This is a genomic window from Microbulbifer maximicatervae (SeqCode), from assembly GCF_056231245.1.
The window spans coordinates 742453-763998 of record NZ_CP174334.1 but is presented as its reverse complement, the minus strand read 5'-3'; the positions used below and the strand labels follow the sequence as shown (position 1 = coordinate 763998).

The following is a 21546-nucleotide window of genomic DNA, read 5'->3' as shown; positions in this document are numbered from 1 at the left end:
AACTCACTGGAAGTAAACTTTATTACTAGCAGTTACACACTTATCTCTCATTGAAAAGACTCATGCTTCATCAATACTTTTACCAAACTTTCAACATACTCAGGGAAACCAAAGGCAGTAATCATATATAGGTAGGGTAGAAGATTAAATAGCTCTACCCGGCATTAATAGATTTCAGGAGGTTTAAAGGAGAATTAGACAGTAAGCATGCATTTATTAATCGCAAAATTTTTAGTCCATACTTGATGAAATCTTAAGCATTTTCAGCTTTGATCAATAACAGGCATAGCTAAGTATTAATGCCGATTAGTCAGTTTCGGAAAATTTCTTTTGGCAGCTCTGAAACTTCCCCAAGCAAATATTGATCTCTATAGCGCCAACCTGCTATCAGCTCCAGATAGAAATGGACATTAATGATATTCATTTAAGCTTGTACCTACTCAATTTAAATATGTAACAAGCCTTTTTAAAATTTTGTTTTAGGAAAATGACTACACTAGAGAAGTCGAGGTTTTATCAATGAGAATGTCTTCGTATATTCCAGCAATCCCATGCATTTTAGCAATTAGTATCAGCGCTGCGGCACAGGCTAGTAATATATATATTGTAAACCAAACCGGCAATAACAATATGGCTATGGGAGACCAAAGCGATCCCACCGTTACCAATAATTTGATTGTACAAACCCAGAATGGGGATAATAATACAGCAGAGGCGGAACAGATCATTAATAGCAGTGATGGCGTGATTATTCAGACCCAGATTGGAGATGGAAACTTAGCCAACGCGAGCCAGGAGGATAGTACAGGCACAACGCTGACAACCTTACAGGTAGGTAATACTAACGAAGTTACATCCAGTATGCTTGGTGACTCCAATAACACCAACTTTGTCTCCCAAACCGGTGAAATCAATTTTGCTGAAACCGTAAACTTTAACTCCAGCTTAAACAGTACAAATATTGTTCAGGTTGGTACTGACAACCAAGCAGCAGCTTCTCATTTCAATAATTCAAATAACAACTCCATATTTATTAGCCAGGATGGATCTGAAAATATTGGTTCTGCATCTGCAAGCCTTAATACAGACAACACCACCTCCGTAGTTTTACAAACTGGATCACTTAACAACGGTGGAATTTCACAGTTCGACAATTCTGACTTTATGACAAGCACTGTTATTCAAAATGGCACTGATAACTTGGGGGGGAGCAGTAATTCAAACAGTAGTTTTGGTAGTACTTTTACTAATCAGGTCGGGAACTCAAACCTTGGGGGCTCAAGCCAACTTGACAGTACACAAAGCCACTCGTTTTCCCAGCAAATAGGGAATGATAATTTAGTAGGTGGTGTGCAGGCACTTTCAAGTTCCAATGTAATCGCCTCTGCAACCCAAATCGGCGATCAAAATATCATTGGAGGTATGGGCCATTTTTCCAGTAGCAACGGTATTGTAGAAGTCACTCAGATAGGCATTGCCAATGATGCAATTGCTTTCCAAATTATGAGTGATTCATCAATATTAACCCTTTCACAAAATGGCGAACAAAATATGGCCTTGGCTAGCCAAACTGGATCATCAAATAGCCTTCTAAGTACGCAAACAGGTACACAAAATGTCCTCTCTATTTTTCAGGATGGTGATTTGATTTCTGCTGATACAGACCAAAATGGTACGCTCAACGAAATCGATCTTAACCAGACAGGTATGAGTAGCTGGGCCACACTCTCACAAAGTGGAAATAATAATTTTCTACAGGCCATGCAGGCGAACCCATCTGCCTCAACTACCGTGACACAGTTTGGAGACAACAATAGCGGAAACATAATGCAATAATATGCCTGGCTTCAAGCTCACTTTAATTTCATAGAAAAATATTTAGTGATCATAAATTGGGGATTCACTGAACTGATACAATTATTGAATATATATTATTCTGTTTTGTTATCATATCTATCGTCTCAGTGCATCCCCAAAACTACTATTTCTTATAGAACCAACCATCAGCACATTGAATATCGTGGTAATACCACAAAAAGAGGCAATTTAAAATTACACCCACACTTACTCACACTCTTCGGTTTGTTTGCGCCCCCCCAAATTACCGAAACACTACAGCATCGCTGCACTCACATAGTACTCTCCAAAAAAAGTCCCCTCTTGAAAATTTCAAATACCTGGCTACATACACGCCATCAGACATCCATCGTATTTTAAGTGGTGAACTTAGGAATATATATTTAACATTTAGATCATGCTTACTAACCGCATACCTGCTGTCCAACTCAACATCCTATTAATGCCTAATATTTAAAATACTCAACTAATCTTCCACATCAAAATCTTATACATGGAAACATATCAACATTTAGATGCAAATATTATTGAATTCATACAATAACATTTAATGTGAAAAATACACGCCTGAGAGCCCTTTACAAGATACTCACCTTGGAGATATTTTTATTTTAATTAAACCCCTACCACATTCCACTATAATAGATATATTTATATTATGCTATATAAAGGAAGCTCATATATTTCACATACGAGCCCCTAATAGATTACTGATTGATAAATTTTATAAAAAATTAATTAAATCGGGCTATAAAATTCCACAAAACGTTACCACCAAATTTAACAGGCCATGGAAAAGAAATTGTCTAATAAAAACTTGTTAATCCAAACAATCTGGATCTTTAGTGAGATATTCATTGTTTACCCAAATATTAGTACCACTGCAATCAGGGTCAACTGTATCCCTCAGATCAAAAGGATCATTATCAAAAGAAGAGTTCGCAGAAATAATATTGAAGTTGGAATTAGTAAAAATAAGAACTATACCACCATCTTGGCTATCACCGTTGCCATTATCAGTAGTTGTGTTCTGTGATATCACATTATTTGACGATCCTTCTATTAGAATACCAGCCCCTCCATTTCTGCTTGAAGTGTTGTTAAAAACTCGTGAAAAACTATCATCCACCTGGATTCCATCGGCAACACTACCTATTACGGTACAGCCAGAAAAAGTATTGTAGTCATCATCCATATCGACTCCGACTCTACCACTATCAGTAATAACACAGTCATTTATAGTATTGTAAATACTATCTATATCTATTCCATCATTAACGCTATTAACAACTTCGGTACCAAGTACTTTGTGATACCCCTCTCCCTCTAAGAAAATTCCATCAAAACAGCCATCAATAACGCCTCCAGTGAGGGTGGCGCCATTACCTTCCATTCGAATTCCTGCACCACCTAGGTCTCCTCCTGTAGTACAGGTCAGGGAATAGTCGCCCATATTTAAGCTGCCACTTGGGCCGACAATAGTAAGTGCATCAGGTTCATCGGTTGTTAGATCACAAGATAAGTCCTCAGTGAGCACTTCTGCAGTTGTAATCACATCGCCACAAGCCACTTCAGCCAAGGCAATTGATGAATATGAAGACGCCGATAAAGCCATTATCGCTAATAGTGCCACCTTATCTACAGACTGCTTAATTTTCACATCCAACTCCTATCAGTTCAGAATAAAGAATACATCTCAGCACAGAGATACTGAGTCCCCTAAGTTTGGATGCAATAATAGCTTCCACCATAAGAAAAATTGCCCAAAATAATTGACGTCCGAATGTATAAAAAACTACGTCATTCTTTTGAAGAAACTAGTGCAGCTATATCGATAGCAATGATTAAATACAGAAAATTAAGCTGGCGCAATTACTTTCTGATGATTACTAGCATTTAACCCTAAACACCATACTCTGATCCAACTTTGGAAAGTACGATTTTATTCGCCAGCTAATGTATGCAGCTTAATTATGAAAAACTTAGGTTGTTTATATAAAATTTACTCATGATAGAAGTACTAACTCCGGGAAACTGTTACTTAATGTTCGGTCATAAAAAGGAGTTATCATGTACACCAAGGCTGGTATTTACGTCGCTCTATCTTTATTTGTTGCCACAAATTCTTTGGCTGAAGCAAATAGTACATCACTGTATCAGCAGGGTAGCGCTAACAGTGCCACTACTGACCAAAGCGATATTACTAGTATTCACTACCAGATTGACGATAGCAACCAGGGAAGTTCACTACAAGACTCCATTACGAACAGCGATCTTAACTATATCCAGTTAGGCCATCAAAATAACGCCTAAAGTGTTCAAACCGACTCTGAAAATGCTTCTATTTCTGTCTATTAAAAAAGGACAGAAAATTCAGACACCAGTTCACAAGATAATATTATCAATGGAGAAATGCAAGTTCATCAGATAGAACTTAATAACAAACCAACAATAATAGATTTAAACAGTGGCTCTAATAATAATACAATTTCTGTCCAAAGCGGTGATATCAATCAAAATTATGTATTTATTAGCGCGACAAACTCTACAATAGACTATATCAAGTAAGTTGGTGCGGACAACCAGTTTTTCTAACTCACAATGATAATGACAAAGTAGAGATTATACAAGCTGGGGCCAGGCACACTATCGATATTAGTTTTTTCTCTACAGCTAATAATGAGGTCATTATTAATTAACTCGGCAGTAGTAATATTGGAACAGTGAATTTAGGCGGCACAAGTAGCGAACTGCAACTACTCAAGGAGGGATATATTAATAGTGTAAACGTCACTCAGAGTGGAGAAGAGACTCATCTCTACACTCACCAAATAGGTAACCTTAATGGGCTCAGTCCAACCCAGAGTAGAAGACAAAATACTGTCAAATTCTCTCCAGTTGTTAACAATAAATTTATACACATGATCCAAACTGGGGTTAGTAGCAGTGCCGACATACTACAAATAGGTGGTGACAATAGCACGAACTAGCAGCAATAATTTAGCCCTTTCAAGGTTGTCTCGATAGATGTGTTGACCGGTGAGCTGACGTGATCATCAGGGCGCAAACTCGACTTTATTCCTAACTTTGCCAAACTAAATTCTCATAGCCACATACCAATTCATCGACAAAAATTAAAGTAGCCTTTGATTGAGCTGACGCTATAAATCAAATGGCTAACAACCCAACCTATGGCTTTAAACCATATCATCGTGTAGTAGAGTGATATTTTTTATGTATTAGCCTCCACTTAAGATTTCCAATCATTATTGACCGCACATATTTTTTCGTAGAAACACGGAAAGTACTATGCCTTTATATGGATGTTAAAGGCAGAGTATATGCTTACCACCCAAAGTCCAAATTGGTAAAGGAGTTATCCAATGAAGACCTATTCGCTTATAGCCACGGCCTTATCCCTTATGATCAGCGGGATTTCCTATGCGGAAAATACTGTCATCCAGAACCAGATGGGTACAGATAATAACGCGACAGCAGATCAAAGTGATCCGACCGTATTTGATAACCTTATTGTGCAAACACAAATTGGTGATAACAACGACGCTGATGCCAGTCAAACTAATGGCAATGTCAGCGGCGCCATTTATCAAACACAGCAGGGGGATAATAATAGTGTCACCTCGACACAAGATGCCACAACCAGCACTACGGCATCAGCACTCCAGGTCGGGGATAACAATATCGTTTTAACCAGTCAGGAAACCGCTTCAAACGGTAACAGTGAAATCCTCCAGAATGGTGACACTAACTTTGCCAGCTCTGAACAAACCTCCTCAGATTCTGATTCTATTTCAATCAGCCAGTATGGCGATCAAAACCTGGCTACTAGTACTCAGGACACGAGTTCCAGCAATGTTGTAGTCATTACCCAATCCGGTGACTTAAATATTTCAACTACATTGCAAAACACAGCAAGCTCTGGTAACAGCGCTACCACAATTCAATTCGGGCAACAAAATGCTGCTGGGATATCTCACCTTAACTCCTTTACCAATTCGGACTTGATAAGTCAGGTTGGTGATTTCAACAATGCCTCAATTAACAGAAACACCTCAAGTTCCGATAGTGCTATCGTAGTACAGTCCGGAGACTCCAATTTTGTCAGTGCTACTAGTTTTGATACGGCAGACAATACATTATCCATCTATCAATATGGTGATAATCAATCAGCGGTTGCCACACAAAGTAGTGCTTTTGAAAATAACATTTATATTAGCCAAAGTGATGACAATAATATGGCTTTGGCAACACAATCAGGAGCCAGTGACAACATTGAAGTTTATCAGTCAGGCTCATCCAATATGGCTACAGCCTTACAGGCGTCGACTGACAATAGCTCCAATATTATTTCCCAGGACGGTACACAAAACGATGCTACTGTCACACAAAGTGGTTCATCGGATACATCCTCTGTTGAACAAATTGGAAATATGAATATGGTTTCAGCCAGCCAAACAGCCTTTAGTGGCTCCCTAGATATCATTCAAGATGGTGACGAGAACGATATTATTTCCACTCAAGATGGCGATATGGAAACTGCGTCAGTCCTACAGGCAGGCGATTTAAATACTGTTGAGCTAGCCCAGAGTGGTATGCAAAATAACGCCACCCTATCACAGGATGGCAGCAGTAATTTTCTTTCTGTTACTCAAACCGGCTTTAATGACACAATTAGTGTTACCCAACTAGGTGACGGGAATAGTGCAACCTTTATCCAATAGTTTCCTCCCAATGGATAAAGGCTACACCAAGCCTTTTCAAGTGCCCTTATGTTTTTATGTAAGGAGCTACTTCAAATAACTTCCAGAAGTGCCTTCATTAGAGATTTTGCAGTTAAGGAGTATTTATGAAAATCTCAAGTTTAGCGCTAACTCACCTTGCATTAGCTATTAGCTGTACTGCAGTTGCTGACAATAATTTTGTAATCCAGGATCAGATTGGAATTGGCAATACTGCCACAGCCAATAATGCTCAAACAGATGTTAACAACAGCACAATTATTCAAACCCAAATCGGTTTCAATAATAGTGCAGACGCCTTACAAATTGACGGTACATTCCTTAGTACTATTATTCAACTCCAAATTGGGGATACCAATGAAAGTGAAACGGCCCAAGAGAATACGACCAGCAGCGAGATAAATTCTCGACAGCTAGGGGCCAGTAACAGCGTTAATGCCGGTCAAGGGACTGTTACCGACAGCATACTCGCCGTTAACCAGTTTGGCACATCGAACACTGCCAATTCACAGCAGGTGGTAGCTGACGCAATTTTTTCACTGGCTACACAGGTAGGTATGCAGAACTCTGCTGAGATCTACCAGGAAAACCTAAATTCAGGATCTGGTACTTTACAGCAATTCGGAAGCTTAAATACTGGGAATATACTCCAGCTTGCTAGTGGTAACCCCAACGCAGCCCTACTGCAAATAGGTCTTCAAAATACGGCCAGGGTTGACCAACTGAGTGTCACCGATTCTTTTACCTTCATTAGCCAGATTGGAGAAAATAATGATGCTCAAATCAATCAAATAGATGCCGCAGCAGATAACGCCCTGATAGTTCAGGCTGGCGCAGAAAACTCAGCAGAAGCGACACAAGATATCAGCAATTTTAATACTGTTTTTATCGCTCAGGTCGGCACACTGAATACAGCTACAACCAACCAGAATACTTCAGAGAATGGTACTTTAATTGTAACCCAGGCGGGTTCGGCAAATAGTGTCGAAGCAGATCAGAATACCGATCTTAGCAGCGCAATTATTATTCAAGCCGGAGACCAAAACTCAACAGCTACAGATCAGGTGGGGGCTGATGTAAATCTGACAGTTACCCAGTTCGGCTCTAGCAATTCAGTCACTCTCCAGCAGGACGGCGCTCTCCTTGATGCGACAACAGCACAATTTGGCACAACCAATGAAGCCGTAATTGCTCAGAGTGGTTTAGGTAACACACTAACATTGTTACAAATCGGCGATGGGCACTATAAGGAAATATCACAAACCGGAGTAGACCAGTCATCCTTTACTGTTCAAATAGGCAGCTCAAACTTTGTCAGTGTTATGCAATAGTTTTAACACTGAGAGGCTTCAAACAGGGGCAGTATTAACTCTGGTACTAATAAAAAAGTGACCTGGCTGCGGGGGAGAACCAGGTCACTGAAACGGTTTGGGTGGGGGCTATTCGGCCCCCTGGTTTTTAGTCTTGGTAATCGATGGTCATATCAAAGTTGCCCTCAACACACTTGGCATAGTCGCCCTCATTCAGTGCTGAGTAGGCAGTCTGGTAATTCACCAACTGACATGCGTAGCTCTCATTATTTGGGGTATCTGCAGACCATCCCCAATCTTTATCCCAGTAAATATCCAGGGATGCTGCACCACCAGTCTGGAACTGCCCCATATTGGCACAACCGAGTTCTTCATCTGCCGGAATTTCTACACCGAAGTATTCCGCTGTGCTCTGGTAGTACTCGATCCGATACTGTGAGCGGTAGTCTTCAGTACCAGAACTACATTCGATCGCACCATTAATAATATTGGTGGTAACGCCGAATCCAGAAGTCAGGTTATTGGCCAGATCCACACTGTTCGGTTCCCAGGTGCCATCGATTACATGCAATATGCTTGGCTTGGGTGGCTGTGGATAGACGAAGAAGAAGATGGAGCTTGCCAGGTTCAACCAGGTATCCGCTACCAACTCCGGTGCTTCCAGCAGGGTGTAAATATCACCGTACATTGCCTGGGAGAAGGGACCGTAGTTATAGTTCCAGCTCAACTGCTTAGCGCCGCGGCCGAAGTAACTCTTGTAGCCACCATCACTATTGATCGCACAGGGCCATGCTTCTGCTGCCCAGCTGCTGCTGGCATCACAGGCGCCGTAGCCGCCGGAAGTATCTTCAGTCCAGCCAATTTCCCGCAACCAGTACAGGCCTTGGCGCCATTCCGGCACTTCCCAACCTGTCGCGTGGGCACCGGTTTCCTGGGCGTAGTGTGCAAACATGACAGCCATCGACTTGCGACAGATCGCTTCGGCATCGCGACCATCGGTATAGTCACCACAGAAAGCTGGGAACTTGGCTACGGCTCGGAGGAAATTGGTGTAGGTGTACTCTTCCGCTCTGAGGGCGAAAAGGTAATCCCAATCTTCTTCAGACAGGATGCTTTCAACGCGGAGGACATTTTCAGGGTTTGCACTGCGGCCAGGTTGCACCGCCTCAACCACGGCATTGTCCCGGGTTTCGACGGTATTCTTTACTTCCTGAAGCAGGGAATCACTGCTGGTAATCGACTCTTCCGCAGCTTCCAGTTCGCTGATGCCCATCACATAGCCATCAGCTGCGGCACAGCCATCCTGGCTAATGGAGACCTCGTCCACATCACTGGCTTGAGTGGAGTCAGAAGCCGTCAGCTGGAAGGTGTAGGTTACATCGCTGTATACCTCAGACAGGGTCACTGAGGTAGCGCTGCCGGTATAGTTGGTCATCTTTACAACCGGGCCACTGGTTTGGCTCCAGATGTAAGAGATATCGCTGCCGCCGGTACTGCCTGAGCCATCCAGATTAACCGTTCCACTACAGCCTACATTGATACTTGAGGCCGAGATATTTGCGGTTACTGAGCTTTCAGAACCATCGGTATTATCATCATCGTCGTCTTCATCGGTATCGTCCACCGCGAGGTTTTGCACGGTTATCTGTGCTTCTTCAGTAGTGTCACCATCACTGACGATTAGGCTAAAGACATAGCTCACATCAAAAGTGCTTGATGGTAGGGTAACAGTGGTGGATGCGCTGGTCGCAGAAGCAATATCTGCTTTAGGAGAGGCCGGGGATAATTGGGCCCAGCTGTAAGATAAGTTGCCGTCGCCACCGGAGGCACTGGCATCAAGTGTTACAGTGCCACCACCGGTAATTTGTGTCTGCGACACTGAGGCACTGATCGTAATGGGAGTGCTGTCAGAATTATCGTTGCCATCGTCACTGTTGTCGTTATTGTCGTTATCACTGCCGCCATCATTGCCACCGGTGCCGGTGTCATCATCGGAGCCGCCATCACTGGAGCAACCATCCGCTTCCTTAAGAAGCCAAGGGGAACCCCAGGTATTTTCAGCCGTTAATGCATCGGTGGGGTGGTCGTCACCATTAGCCCACCACTGGGCAACAAATAAGTCGCCGTCGTAACAAACTTCTTCGCCTTTGCGATAGTTTTGACCGGAAATATAAGTATCGGAATCATCGGAACCACCAGTGCCACCACCGCTGCCGGAATCTGTATCATCATTGTTACCAGAATCCGTATCTCCGTTATTTCCGGTATCAGTATCATCATCAGAATCGGTGTTATCACCATCACCAGAATTGGAGTCATCGCCACCACTGGTATCGCACGCACCTGACTCCTCCAAAATCCAGGGGGAGTCCCAGCGGTTTTCTGCTGTCAGGGCATCCGAGGGGATTTGAGAAGCTGTTGCCCACCATTGAGCTTTATATAAGTTTCCCCCGTAGCAAACCTGGCTGCCACCGGAATAACTCTGCCCCGCAACGTAGTCGTCGGCGGGTTGTGCCGCACTCAAACCTTGAGTGCCCAGCATCAGCGCCGATGCTATGGCTGTGCGAATAAAAATATGGCTCATAGAATCTCCAATTGTCGTTTTTAGGGTTCTATTTAAAGTTTTACGCGATGAGGCAAATACCAAACTGCCAGGTATTATTTGCAAAAATAGAGATCGAGAGCTTGTGTGAATAACGTATAACGGAAGGCATTAATAAATAGAGCAGACATTCTTGGCATAAATATTTATACACTGCCAGGATGCTCTAAATTGAAAGGAGCCCACTTCCCTTCCCCGTCTTTATTTACTCAACTGGGTGCAACTGCCCCTGCACCTTTAATAATTATCACAAACACTTACTTTATTTCTGTACGCTGTTCAAATAGCCCCATACGTACTCAGCAGTTTCGATAAATAGCAAACGGAATGGTTCCAGATTTAAACAGAATATTTCGTGACCACATCGACACAGGTCACGTGCGCCAGTGAGCAAATATCTAATTTCAAGATCAAAGTCACGTAAAAAGCGGAAATTATAGGTTTTTAAATCTACATAAAACCATAAAAGAGAAAAGTTTTACCAATAACAATACAGGATCAAAATGTAAGGATAATTACCTAGCCAACAGACACCGATAGACAAGTTCATGGCGCTTTACATCGTCTAAGTGAGAAAAAGTTCCCAATCTAATCAGGAACCACAACTGATAAATACAGTTTGTCACAATTCCTGTATCTTTCGTCAGTGACTTTTCTCTCAAAATAAAAGTACTTCTGGCCCATAGTATTTCCCTCACTCCATGGCGACACTTTAGATCGGCAATATCAGCAGTAATAAGCCGTAACTGACAGTCACTTATCCTTTGGCTAGCACCCCGTGCCCCAAACAGGAAAGAGCTCAGATTAGTTCAACAAAGGGAGATCTTTGTGAAGCCTTACCTCATCCTTTTTTCATCCACAATTCTGTTGTTAGGTACTATTAGCCACGCGGACACAAGTACTACCACTGTAGAGCAATACGGCGATAGCAATCTGGCAACAGCCGAGCAAGCTGACTCAACCATTGAAAATAACTTAATAGAACAAAGGCAAACGGGTAGCTCGAACTCTGCCGAAGCGATGCAATCTGTGAATTCATCCTTGGGCTACATACTTCAAATGCAAACTGGAGACAGTAACAGCGCCATCGCCAGCCAAGAAGAAAGCACTTCAACCACGGTGCAAATTGTGCAATTGGGTGATAATCAGACCGCACTCAGTACCCAGATACTTACCACTACGACTAATGGGGAAATCTATCAGGAGGGGCTATTGAATAACGGTAGACTCTTCCAAAGTGACTCCATTGGCAATACAGGCTACTTGTTCCAATCTGGACAAAGTAATATGGGGTTTGTTCGCGCCACCAGTGGTGATTTCCACTCAGGCTCACTTCTCCAAACAGGAACCTTGAATGATGGTGTCCTAATTCAACTACGCGGTACCTTCTATACCTCTACCGTGACACAAAACGGAACAGGAAATGAGGCGACCAGCTTGCAGAACTTTGGCGAGTCCCTTACTAGTGAAGTCACCCAATTAGGTGATGGCAACAATGCCATTCTCTGGCAAATATTCAATGAAAACAGCTACGCCCAAACAAGTCAGATCGGGTCGGACAATATCTCTTCCTCTCGACAAGAAGGTGAACTCATGAGCATCACCACCACACAGGAAGGTATGTTTAATGAGGCTGTTGCATTTCAGGAGGGTACTTCGAGTTTCGCCTTATCTCAACAAAATGGGCTGGATAATTTTATTGATATTTCACAGAGTGAAGTCAATGGAAATATCTCAGCCAGTCAAGTGGGCAATGGTAATATCGGGATGATATCCCAATAATAGAGATTAAGATTTTTAATCGAGAGTTTTGATTGTACTGGGCTTAGGAACCGTCCAATCGATAATTGCCCGTTAGCAACTGGCCAGCGGGCAATTGTTAAACTCTTGCTTAAGATGAAAACACCCTAAGACGTCCCTCACGCTTCTCCTCGCTAAAGTCACAGCTGGTCAATCTAAACATCAACACATACTCGGAAAGGCAGCGAGTATCGTGAATATCCCCTGGTAAGAACGCACTACAGTCACCGGGCTTCATTTGATAACAGCCCCGGCTCACCAGTTGTTCACCATCGTCTTGATTGAGCAAACCATAGGTAGACATCTCCACTTCACCATGTTGCACTGCGTAAAATACCCAGCCATTGCCATGATTATGTGGTGGGCGATAGAGCCCACGCGGCTCCACATGAGCCAGTAAGATAAAACCCTTATCTTCATCCCGGTATAACTCTACACTGGGTTCTTGGCGACTATGTAGATCAGCCAACCATGCTTCATCAGAATTTGATACCGCCAATTTTCCCAGGGCTTCTCGACATCTCACAATTGATGAAGTATCAAGTCCCTGCCAATTCGCTTTAAGTGCTTCAACACACTGTCTCAAAGAATTCGTCACTGATTGGTCCTCCTAAAGCTCTCTCGATATCTTGTTGAAAATTACTGCGAATCCACAAATTCAAGATACAACTTGAAGCCAGCTTTAAGTCAACCAGATCTGTGCCTGTATTTTTAGCTATTTAAGTCGTGGGTGAAGTGTAAAAGCGTTGGCCTGGAAAATAGGAATAAATCAGGAAATAGAGATGGGTATTAATAGCTCCAGCAGCTATTAATACCCGCAAGTGCTCACTAAAACGAAGCACTCGCTAATGGGTTTACTTTATAGCTCTGGAGGTAATCGTTAATTTTGCTCTCGGGAAGCAAGCTTGCTGGCAAGAATAGACACGATCTGTATTGTTAATGCGGTTAACAAGAACACTGATGCCAGGCGATAAACGGCATTGAGACCATCCGCTATCTGCGACGGACTCATGTCTTGCAGGGGCTGGCTGGGTACAAGCCCTACAAAAATCACACTCATCACTGAAGCTCCGGTCAATAAACCCAATCCTCGTGAAAGGCTGAGAAACCCGGAAATACGCCCACGAACTTCGGCCCGGGCGCTATTCATGGTCATAGTATTAACTGTCGAAAGGTAGGTTCCGTAACCCATTGCCATAGTGACGGAAAAAACCAGATAGCCTACCAAGCCCTGCTCCACCCTGAGCAGTCCCATTCCCATGGCTCCACAAAGCAAAATTAACAGACCCAGTAATACGATACCCCGACTATTGAATCGATCCACGGCTCGACCGGCAAGATTTGAACAAGCAGCCACCATAAATGATCCGGTTGTCATCACCAGCCCTGCGATAAAAAGGTCCAGATCCAGTGCCAGAGTCAAATAAAAAGGCCCTACAATCAGGCTACTCATTACCGATGAAGCCACCAAAAAGTTTCCAGCCACATTCGCCAAGAATGTCTGCTTTCCAGAAGATTCCGTAAATCCTTCACGCAGGGGTTGTACTTTCTGCCTGACATAAAACAACCCCACACCAAATATCACCGATAGAGCGATAGCAATTCCATTAACCGCGGAATATCCCTCTCCCAATGGTTTAATCGCCAGGGTATAAAAAACAATGCTAAAGAACAGGAATGCTGCGGCCAGGTAGCGTTTGAATCGACTTCTGCCATCAACAACTTCGCCGACTATGTTTTCCGGCAGAGTTCGATATGCCAGGAAAAACACCCCCAATCCCACCGGAACTACCAACCAAAAGATAGCCTGCCAATTCAGGTTTTCGACAATCAAGCCGCCCACAATAGGACCCATACCAGTCCCAACCGCAGACAGGCTGCCCAGTAATCCAATTATCTTTCCCGTTTCACTTTTATCGAAAACGTCGCTGGCAATAGCCATAGACACAGCCACGAACATCGCGGCACCGACCCCTTGTATTGCGCGGAAAAAAACCAGAGTCCAAACATTAAAAGACAGTGCACAAAGTAATGTCGATAAGGTGAATATCAATCCACCACTTAGGAACAATTTTCTGCGACCCAGCTTATCACTGAGGCTTCCAGCAATAGGCAGGGTCGCAGTCATACACATCATGTAGGCCACGGTAATCCACTGAGTATTACTAAAAGAAGCCCCTAGACTTTCGATTAATACAGGCAGCGCCATATTAATTGCGCTGACTCCCAAGGCTGCGAGCAAGGTCGCCAAGCACAAGGTGATCAGGACTCCTCTTTTGGAAACCTGAGCAGCCTCTTGGGAAATTGGGTCTTCGGAATAACTTTTCGCGGTGTGCATAAGCTGAACTTTGACTTGCCAGTAATGACGCGTGAAACTAGCATACAACTTCAAGTGAGCTTGAGGTCAATAAGCGATGAATAACAGGGAAGAACTGGATATACGCGAAGTCTCCAAACTGTCGGGACTCCCCTCTTCCACACTTCGGTATTATGAGGAAAAAGGCCTGATAAAGTCATGTGGTCGTCGGGGAATTACCCGGATTTTTAAAGCCACAGTGATAGAAGAGTTGTCCCTTATCTCCCTTGGCCGCTACGCCGGTTTTTCCCTGGATGAAATTGGCGAGATGTTTTCCTCTAATGGCAACCCCGCTATCGACAGGGAACAGCTCCTCGCCAGGGCCGACGATCTGGAAAAGAATATCCGCCGACTCGAAGCTATGCGCGATGGGCTACGCCATGTAGCCAACTGTCCCGAGGTCAATCAGCTGGAGTGCCCCAACTTCCAAAACCTGATTAGGAAAGCTACCAAGTTACAGCATAAGGAAGACAGGAAACAGAAGCGACGCTGACAGAATAGCAGCGAATAAAGTCAGGAGACACTAAACTCTGTCATCATTCCCGAGTCCTCATGCTCCAAGACATGGCAGTGCACCATATAGGGCATATCCGGCATCGCCGGCAGCGGGAAACGAACAAATATTTCCGCTTTGCCGCCATCGGATATGGGCATCGTATCTTTCCAGCCACGCATATAGAGTGGCGGTTCTGCATTATTGTATTTCGTGACTCGAAACTGGCAGCCATGGATATGTACCGGGTGTAGCATTCGGTCCTGTCCTTCAGAGATCTCCCAGCGCAGGTCCTTATTCCTCGCAACCTTAAATCCAGGCTCGGTAAATGCAAAGGAAACCCCATTAATCGCATTCGCAGTTAGCTGCTCTTTTAACGGCAATGCCGGCCCCTCAGTAATCAGCTTCAATACTTTGGCCACCACATCGGGGTTGGTCGTACCGGCGGCAACCATCTGTGGTAGCCCCGTTGCACCAATCACTGCTTGCGCCTGCTTCTGTCGGTTCATTTGCATCACCAGCTTCTGACTGATTGGTGGCAGGTTTTGGGGAATTGTCGGCAGGGATACCAGGCGCTCCGGCAATTTTCCTTTCCCCTCAGATGTTCCAGGCACCACACTGAGAAAACTGTGGGCCTGATCAAATGGCGGCAGGCGCATTATTGGCTGGGGCACTGGCAGTGTTTGGAAGTCGAAAGGCTTGCCATCGCGGGTGTCGATCATTACTTCGTAGCGCTCTCCCGCAGCAATAGGCAGTACATCCACTTTCACTGGTTCCGAGAGAAAACCGCCATCGCTGGCGATCACGTAGAGTGGTCGCTTGTCACTGGTGGCAAGCCGATAGTTGCGCCCGTTGGAGCCATCCAAAATACGAAAGCGCACCCAGCCTTTAGGTGGCCTGACCACCGGATTAATAACGCCATTAACCAGAAGTCGATCCCCACAATAGCCCGCCGCAACCGTCACTTCGTTAAAGCGATGGAAGAACTGACCATCATCGGTAAAGCGGCGATCCTGAATCACTAACGGAATGTCATCCACACCCCACCGCGAAGGTATCGGCAGTGCATCGCCTTCTTCATCATCGATAATAATCAATCCCGCCAAGCCTTTGAGTACCAACTCGGCGGTTGTCGGGTAGAGGTGGGGATGAAACCACAGAGTGGCGGCGGGCTGGATTATGTTCCAATCTACGGTCCAGGTTTCTCCAGGCTTCAATGGCATATAGGGGCCACCATCGGCATTGCCGGGTACGATCAGTCCATGCCAATGCGCAGTTACATTTTGCGGCAGATGATTGACCACGCTGACGGTTACTTTCTCGCCCTTGCGCACCCGTATCGCCGGACCTAAAAACGGACCATTGAACCCATAAGTACGCGTAGTCACCCCCGGTAGGAAAGACTGCTTGCCCGGGCGCGCTGCCAATTTAATCCGGCCTTGCCCGTCTGCACGCAACTCCGGGGGAATCGGTAAAGCCTGACGGCGACCCTTCTGTGCCTGGGCAGCTTTGGATGTCGACACCCCTGTTAGCAAGGCCGCCCCCAATGCGCCAGTGGCAAAACAAAAATCCCGTCGCGACAATTGAGCCATGGGTCCACCTCCCTATGCGCCATAGCTCCAAGTGTCTAAGGCACTGGTCATTTTTATCCCCAGAAATCTTAGACGGCTTATTCCAATGGCCCAGTAGTATATTGCGACAACTGTGCACTCAATACAGAGTGGTACCCTGGTGCACAACTCCGTGATCCACAGCTCTTGTGTTCTAAGCGAACTCGGTTAACCTTGCCCACGAAAAGTTAGTAGCGAAAATAAGAAGAGTAATCCCTATGCCGTTTCTTATTCTATCCATCCTTATTCAGGCAGCTTTTGTAATTCACGTGCTCAAAACCGGGCGCAACACCACTTGGATTTGGGTTCTGGTGATGCTGCCCATGGCCGGAGTTATTGCTTACCTGGTCCTGGAAATCCTGCCGGAATTAAACCAGTCACGCAGTGCTAAAAATGCACGCAGGACGGTGCGGGAAACACTAAATCCCAACCGGGATATCCATCAGGCGGCACAAGAGTTGTCCCGTTCCAATAATGTGGAAAACTCTATGCGCATGGCCGATGAATGCGTGAAGCGTGGCCTTTATCACGAGGCAAAAACTCTCTATGAAAAGTGCCTCCAGGGGGTTCATCAGGATGACCCTGAGCTGATGTTAGGGTTGGCACGCTGTCAGTTTGCTCTCAATCTGTTTGAACTGACCAAGGAAACACTGGACCAATTAATCGAAAAGAACCCCGATTTTAAAAATCAGGATGCTCACTTACTTTACGCTCGTACGCTAGCGGCATTGAAGCAAGTAAAAGAGGCCTACCACGAGTATGAAACGCTGTACCAATACTACAGCGGACCAGAAGCGACTTTTTACTTTGCCTTATTCTTGAAAGATCAATCCCAGGTGGAAAAGGCCAATGTCTTGTTCAATGAAATCCTTGATAAATCCAAAACACTGGGCAAGCACTACAAAGCGACTCATAAGCAGCTGTTAAAGCAAGCAAAACTGGAAGTATCCTGAACCAATCGCAACATTCGGCTCAATGGTAAAAGGCTCCCAATATGATTTTGGCGGTAGATGTAGATTACCGGGACCCCGGAGCAATAGTGGCCGGGGTCGGCTTTGAGAATTGGTCAGCTCCTGAGCCCGAGCAACTCTATCTCAGTAAAATAGAGAGTACCTTGGCCTATGAGCCCGGTGCTTTCTACAAGCGAGAACTCCCCTGTATCCTCACCCTAATCGAGGAGCACAAGATAGAAGCAGAACTGATTGTTATCGATGGTTATGTATTTCTCGGAGGGGAACAAAAACCGGGTCTGGGTGCCCATCTCTACTCCGCTCTCCAGCAGGAAGTTCCCATCATCGGTGTCGCCAAGAAACCGTTTAAGGACACCCCTGTTGAGGCGGAGCTGCTGCGGGGAAAAAGTGTAAAACCGCTGTATATCAGCAGCCTCGGTCTCCCTTTGCCGGAAGCCAAAAATTTGGTGAAAAAGATGCATGGAAACCACCGTATCCCCACTTTATTAAAACGCGTGGACCGCGAGTGTCGAAAGTCCCCACGATAATTCCCGAGAGAATGAAAGGCAGTTATCGCCGCCATTTCCCAGTCACATCCCTGGGACTTTCTTCCTACATTTTCAATACTTATTTCTCATATCCTACCCCTTCGATGCCAGCAATAATTTTTCTATTCGGCGGGAAATAGCTACTGAAAGTAAAAGCTACCTGGCATCCGTTTATCCCATAGGGTTAATTTGGCGCTTAGATAGACGGCTAGCAGTAGCTAAGATCCCATACTGATGTATTCGGCTCGTAGTTTTTGATGTCTACTTGTGAAGCGCGAGTGGGCGATGTTCATTAGCAGCCCCGAATGGGCTCCTTAGAAGTTTTGTAGTAAAGGAGTTACTCATGAAATTATGCGCCAGTATTGCGACACTCGCACTGGTTGCCTTTAGCGGCAATGCGCTGGGCACCAACTCTACTGACTTGGAACAAATCGGTTCAGGTAACTCAGCAAATTCCGATCAAACTGAAGCGGGTTTCGGCAATACTATTATCAAACGCCAAATAGGTGATACTAATACCGCTACCGCCACTCAAAGTGGCGGTGTTATTAACAGTAGTATTCAGAGTTCCCAGATCGGCAGTCAAAACGAGACCACGATATCTCAATCCGGTGGTGCTTCTCTAAGCGCAACCAATACACAAATCGGATCGCAAAATACTTCCGAGATCACCCAAGAACTCTCTCTCGATAGCCAGGTATCTATTCTGCAACTCGGTACCTCCAATGCTTCCACTATCGAACAGCGCTTTGGCAGCGGTAATACCATTACCAATATCCAGGATGGAGACAGTCACTTTTTTATTGGTCGCCAGGAAGCCAGTGCTAACGGCAGCATTTTTGTATTCCAGGACGGCGAACGGCAAAGTGCCGTGGTAGAGGAAACCGCAGGCAATATAGGCAGTTCCGTTTTAATCTTCCAGTTTGATCGGGACAACTTCGCCACCGCCAGCCTGGTTGCCACAATCGATGGCACCTTGGACATACTGCAGGATGGCAGCGATATCTATGGCGGGCTCGCACAATTTGCCAGTGTCAGCAGCAGTATGACCTTACGGCAAACAAACAATCGCCACTTCGCCTTTGCAACCCAAGTAGACAGTCTGTTCAATGACCTTCTGATTATCCAAAGGCTCGGCGATGCCAATATCACCTCGATTACCCAAACCGGTGCCTTTAATACCCTTGAGTTGCGCCAAAATGGTGGGGGCAACAACGCGGCTTTAGAACAATCCGCACTGAGTAGCAGTATCAATATACGCCAGACCGGTACCACCAACCAGATTACGGGTTCCCAGCTGGGTGCCGAATTCAACACCATGAACAGCGAACAGTTCCTGATTGATAATGTGGTTGTTATTAATCAAGGCGGCTTCCTGATCAGCGCGACCAATGAACAAACCGGGTTGCAGAATGTTGCCAATATCGAGCAGGCTGGAACAGAGGTAGATATATTCACCCGTCAATTGGGTTTCGATAACCGGGCAACGTTCGAACAGGCTGGTGAGTCTCTTTCAATAAGCTCCCGCCAGTTTGGCGATAGTAATAACATCACCATCACCCAGAGCGGTGACTCCAACTCAGCCTTTAGCCTGCAAATTGGTAACAATCACACCAAGGAAATTACTCAGACAGGTTCTAATGGCCGCGCTTTTAACTTCCAGATCGGCGGCGAGAGTAATACCGGCGTAATCATCCAATAATTTCAGCCAAAATTCAGAAGCCCCCGGTAATACACTGCGGGGCTTTCGATTGCGAAATCTACAGGAAAAAGAAGAAGGGAAAAGTCGTTGTGCAGCCCCGCGAAAGCGGGGAACAACTAGGATGCACTCCGACAACTTCTCCATCGTCGGTTTATCCCCGAGCATTCAGGGAACACCTTGCGCAGAGCACAAAGGCTATGCCTTATCCGGTTTACCCCTGTACAAACAGGGAACAGTCGCGCAAATGGAGCGCGATCATAGCACACCCTCATTACATCCCCGAGCCTTCGGGGAAACATTTTCAGAACTAATGTCCGTGCGCTATCGGCTACGGTCCAACCCCGCCCAGCGGGGGAACAAACTCAGGTGTCGGCACAACCCAACCCCACACTCGGTTTACCCCCGCAGCAGCGGGGAATAGCCCGAATCATTACCGTGCAGCTTTGACGATTTTCCACGGTTTAACCCCGCCTGGGCGGGGAACAGACTCGGTTAAGATCGCCTTATTGCGCAATTACCGGTGCAACTCCGCTTATGCGGAGAACCTATTCGGAAAGGAGTGTATAACAGGATACCCTCCGGTTTAGCCCCGTATATACGGGGAACAGTATCAAGCTGGTTTGACCATCATCTCACCGGTAGATTTATCTCCGCTGATGCGGGGAACTCTCTAAATCTGCCTATTTGCTATCCACTAAAGTCTTAGTATCGTTGCCGATACTTTTGAATCCCAGCCCTCGCTCTCAAACACTTCCAGCTGTATAACAATTCTATTTATCCCAATCAGATTCGACGGATTAACATCAATCCACAACCAAATGCTTTGGCCGGCCCCATACCCGCAAAAATATTTTTTATAAATAATTCGGGTTCAGTAACCAAAAGCTCTCCCCGGTAATCCACAGAACTGAAACCAGCACCGCGCTGCTTTTTATGTAACAAATTCCAACGATACCCATTGCAGTGAAGCTTTGGTGGGTAAATATCAAATCCGAGGCGCGTCCCCCGGTGAATTAACCAGCTGCGGGCGGCAGTTTGGCTGACATCCTGTAACCGGGCTTCAATCTGCCCCTGGTCAAACTGCTCCGGCTTTTCCTGCACCAAGCTCTGCTTCAGCTGCCCTTTGCCACCTTCAACAGGTAAACCATGCAATTCGCACTGCTCCCTCAACCAATGGTATTGGGCATCCATCAGCACATCGTGCCGCTTGCCGCGCTTTTGCCCTTCAGTTTTACGAGCAACTGTAGGGTTCGCCCGCAGGCGGAAGGCCAGCCGATCGCCGGGGTTTAAACGGGGCTCGAAGATTTTAGTCTCTACCAAAAATATCGGATTGTCCTGCGCAGGCCGGACTTTAGACAGCAGGTAATACACCGGTAGATTGCGTTTACTAAGCAGCTGTTCCCGCGAGGATTCCTCACGAAATAAAAAACGCTCATCACCATCAAAAAGATCCCACAAGATTTGATGAATACCGTAGCTGTTTTCGCTGAGCAACCGTGCCAGCTGCTTCTGCACCGCCAGCGAGGGAGATAGTTGAACTCTGGATAAATACATAGCC

15 protein-coding genes are annotated in these 21546 nt (G+C 45.3%); 9 read left to right on the top strand and 6 right to left on the bottom strand.

The features are described from left to right. Window positions 1–525 precede the first annotated feature (525 nt). Window positions 526–1836, top strand: a complete 1311-nt coding sequence (locus ACJJIS_RS03250) for an autotransporter outer membrane beta-barrel domain-containing protein (protein WP_475709475.1) — start codon at window positions 526–528, stop codon at window positions 1834–1836. 841 nt (window positions 1837–2677) lie between these two features. On the opposite strand, the gene ACJJIS_RS03245 is transcribed toward ACJJIS_RS03250, so the two are convergent. Further along, the gene (locus ACJJIS_RS03245) at window positions 2678–3517 is read right to left on the bottom strand and encodes a right-handed parallel beta-helix repeat-containing protein (protein WP_475709474.1); all 840 of its coding nucleotides are present in this window, start codon (window positions 3515–3517) and stop codon (window positions 2678–2680) included. 410 nt (window positions 3518–3927) lie between these two features. On the opposite strand from ACJJIS_RS03245, the gene ACJJIS_RS03240 reads away from it, so the two are divergent. The 3 genes from ACJJIS_RS03240 to ACJJIS_RS03230 all read left to right on the top strand — a co-directional run bounded on the left by ACJJIS_RS03240 (window position 3928) and on the right by ACJJIS_RS03230 (window position 7948). Beyond that, the gene (locus ACJJIS_RS03240) at window positions 3928–4170 is read left to right on the top strand and encodes a hypothetical protein (protein WP_445355749.1); all 243 of its coding nucleotides are present in this window, start codon (window positions 3928–3930) and stop codon (window positions 4168–4170) included. Window positions 4171–5240: 1070 nt separating this feature from the next. Continuing rightward, entirely contained in the window at window positions 5241–6599 is a 1359-nt protein-coding gene (locus ACJJIS_RS03235) for a hypothetical protein (protein WP_475709473.1), read from the top strand. Between the two features lie 125 nt (window positions 6600–6724). Continuing rightward, window positions 6725–7948: a hypothetical protein gene (locus ACJJIS_RS03230; RefSeq protein ID WP_475709472.1), complete on the top strand. Its 1224-nt coding sequence runs from the start codon at window positions 6725–6727 to the stop codon at window positions 7946–7948. A gap of 127 nt (window positions 7949–8075) precedes the next feature. Here the strand turns inward: ACJJIS_RS03230 and ACJJIS_RS03225 are convergent, their stop codons facing one another. Further along, a complete protein-coding gene (locus ACJJIS_RS03225) occupies window positions 8076–10511 on the bottom strand; it encodes a glycoside hydrolase family 19 protein (protein WP_475709471.1) in 2436 nt (811 codons plus the stop codon). An 846-nt stretch (window positions 10512–11357) separates the two neighbouring features. Here ACJJIS_RS03225 and ACJJIS_RS03220 point away from each other — a divergent pair. Next, entirely contained in the window at window positions 11358–12311 is a 954-nt protein-coding gene (locus ACJJIS_RS03220) for a hypothetical protein (protein ID WP_475709470.1), read from the top strand. A 109-nt stretch (window positions 12312–12420) separates the two neighbouring features. Here ACJJIS_RS03220 and ACJJIS_RS03215 read toward each other — a convergent pair whose 3' ends face one another. Together ACJJIS_RS03215 and ACJJIS_RS03210 are read right to left on the bottom strand one after the other, a co-directional pair. Then, the gene (locus ACJJIS_RS03215) at window positions 12421–12927 is read right to left on the bottom strand and encodes a hypothetical protein (protein ID WP_475709469.1); all 507 of its coding nucleotides are present in this window, start codon (window positions 12925–12927) and stop codon (window positions 12421–12423) included. Window positions 12928–13209: 282 nt separating this feature from the next. Then, window positions 13210–14715 (bottom strand): MFS transporter, encoded by a 1506-nt coding sequence (locus ACJJIS_RS03210; RefSeq protein ID WP_475709468.1) that lies wholly within the window; start codon window positions 14713–14715, stop codon window positions 13210–13212. A gap of 28 nt (window positions 14716–14743) precedes the next feature. Between ACJJIS_RS03210 and ACJJIS_RS03205 the strand changes: the two genes are divergently transcribed. Then, window positions 14744–15178, top strand: a complete 435-nt coding sequence (locus ACJJIS_RS03205) for a helix-turn-helix domain-containing protein (protein ID WP_475709467.1) — start codon at window positions 14744–14746, stop codon at window positions 15176–15178. A gap of 20 nt (window positions 15179–15198) precedes the next feature. On the opposite strand, the gene cueO is transcribed toward ACJJIS_RS03205, so the two are convergent. Beyond that, window positions 15199–16770 carry a multicopper oxidase CueO gene (cueO, locus tag ACJJIS_RS03200; RefSeq protein WP_475709466.1) on the bottom strand — a complete coding sequence of 524 codons (1572 nt, stop codon included), beginning with the start codon at window positions 16768–16770 and terminating at the stop codon, window positions 15199–15201. A 236-nt stretch (window positions 16771–17006) separates the two neighbouring features. Here cueO and ACJJIS_RS03195 point away from each other — a divergent pair, with 236 nt between their 5' ends. The 3 genes from ACJJIS_RS03195 to ACJJIS_RS03185 all read left to right on the top strand — a co-directional run bounded on the left by ACJJIS_RS03195 (window position 17007) and on the right by ACJJIS_RS03185 (window position 19988). After that, entirely contained in the window at window positions 17007–17741 is a 735-nt protein-coding gene (locus tag ACJJIS_RS03195; RefSeq protein WP_475709465.1) for a tetratricopeptide repeat protein, read from the top strand. Between the two features lie 41 nt (window positions 17742–17782). After that, window positions 17783–18286, top strand: a complete 504-nt coding sequence (locus ACJJIS_RS03190) for an endonuclease V (protein ID WP_475709464.1) — start codon at window positions 17783–17785, stop codon at window positions 18284–18286. Between the two features lie 343 nt (window positions 18287–18629). After that, a complete protein-coding gene (locus tag ACJJIS_RS03185; protein ID WP_475709463.1) occupies window positions 18630–19988 on the top strand; it encodes a hypothetical protein in 1359 nt (452 codons plus the stop codon). A gap of 783 nt (window positions 19989–20771) precedes the next feature. Here the strand turns inward: ACJJIS_RS03185 and cas6e are convergent. Further along, entirely contained in the window at window positions 20772–21542 is a 771-nt protein-coding gene (gene cas6e, locus ACJJIS_RS03180) for a type I-E CRISPR-associated protein Cas6/Cse3/CasE (protein WP_475709462.1), read from the bottom strand. Window positions 21543–21546: the final 4 nt, after the last annotated feature.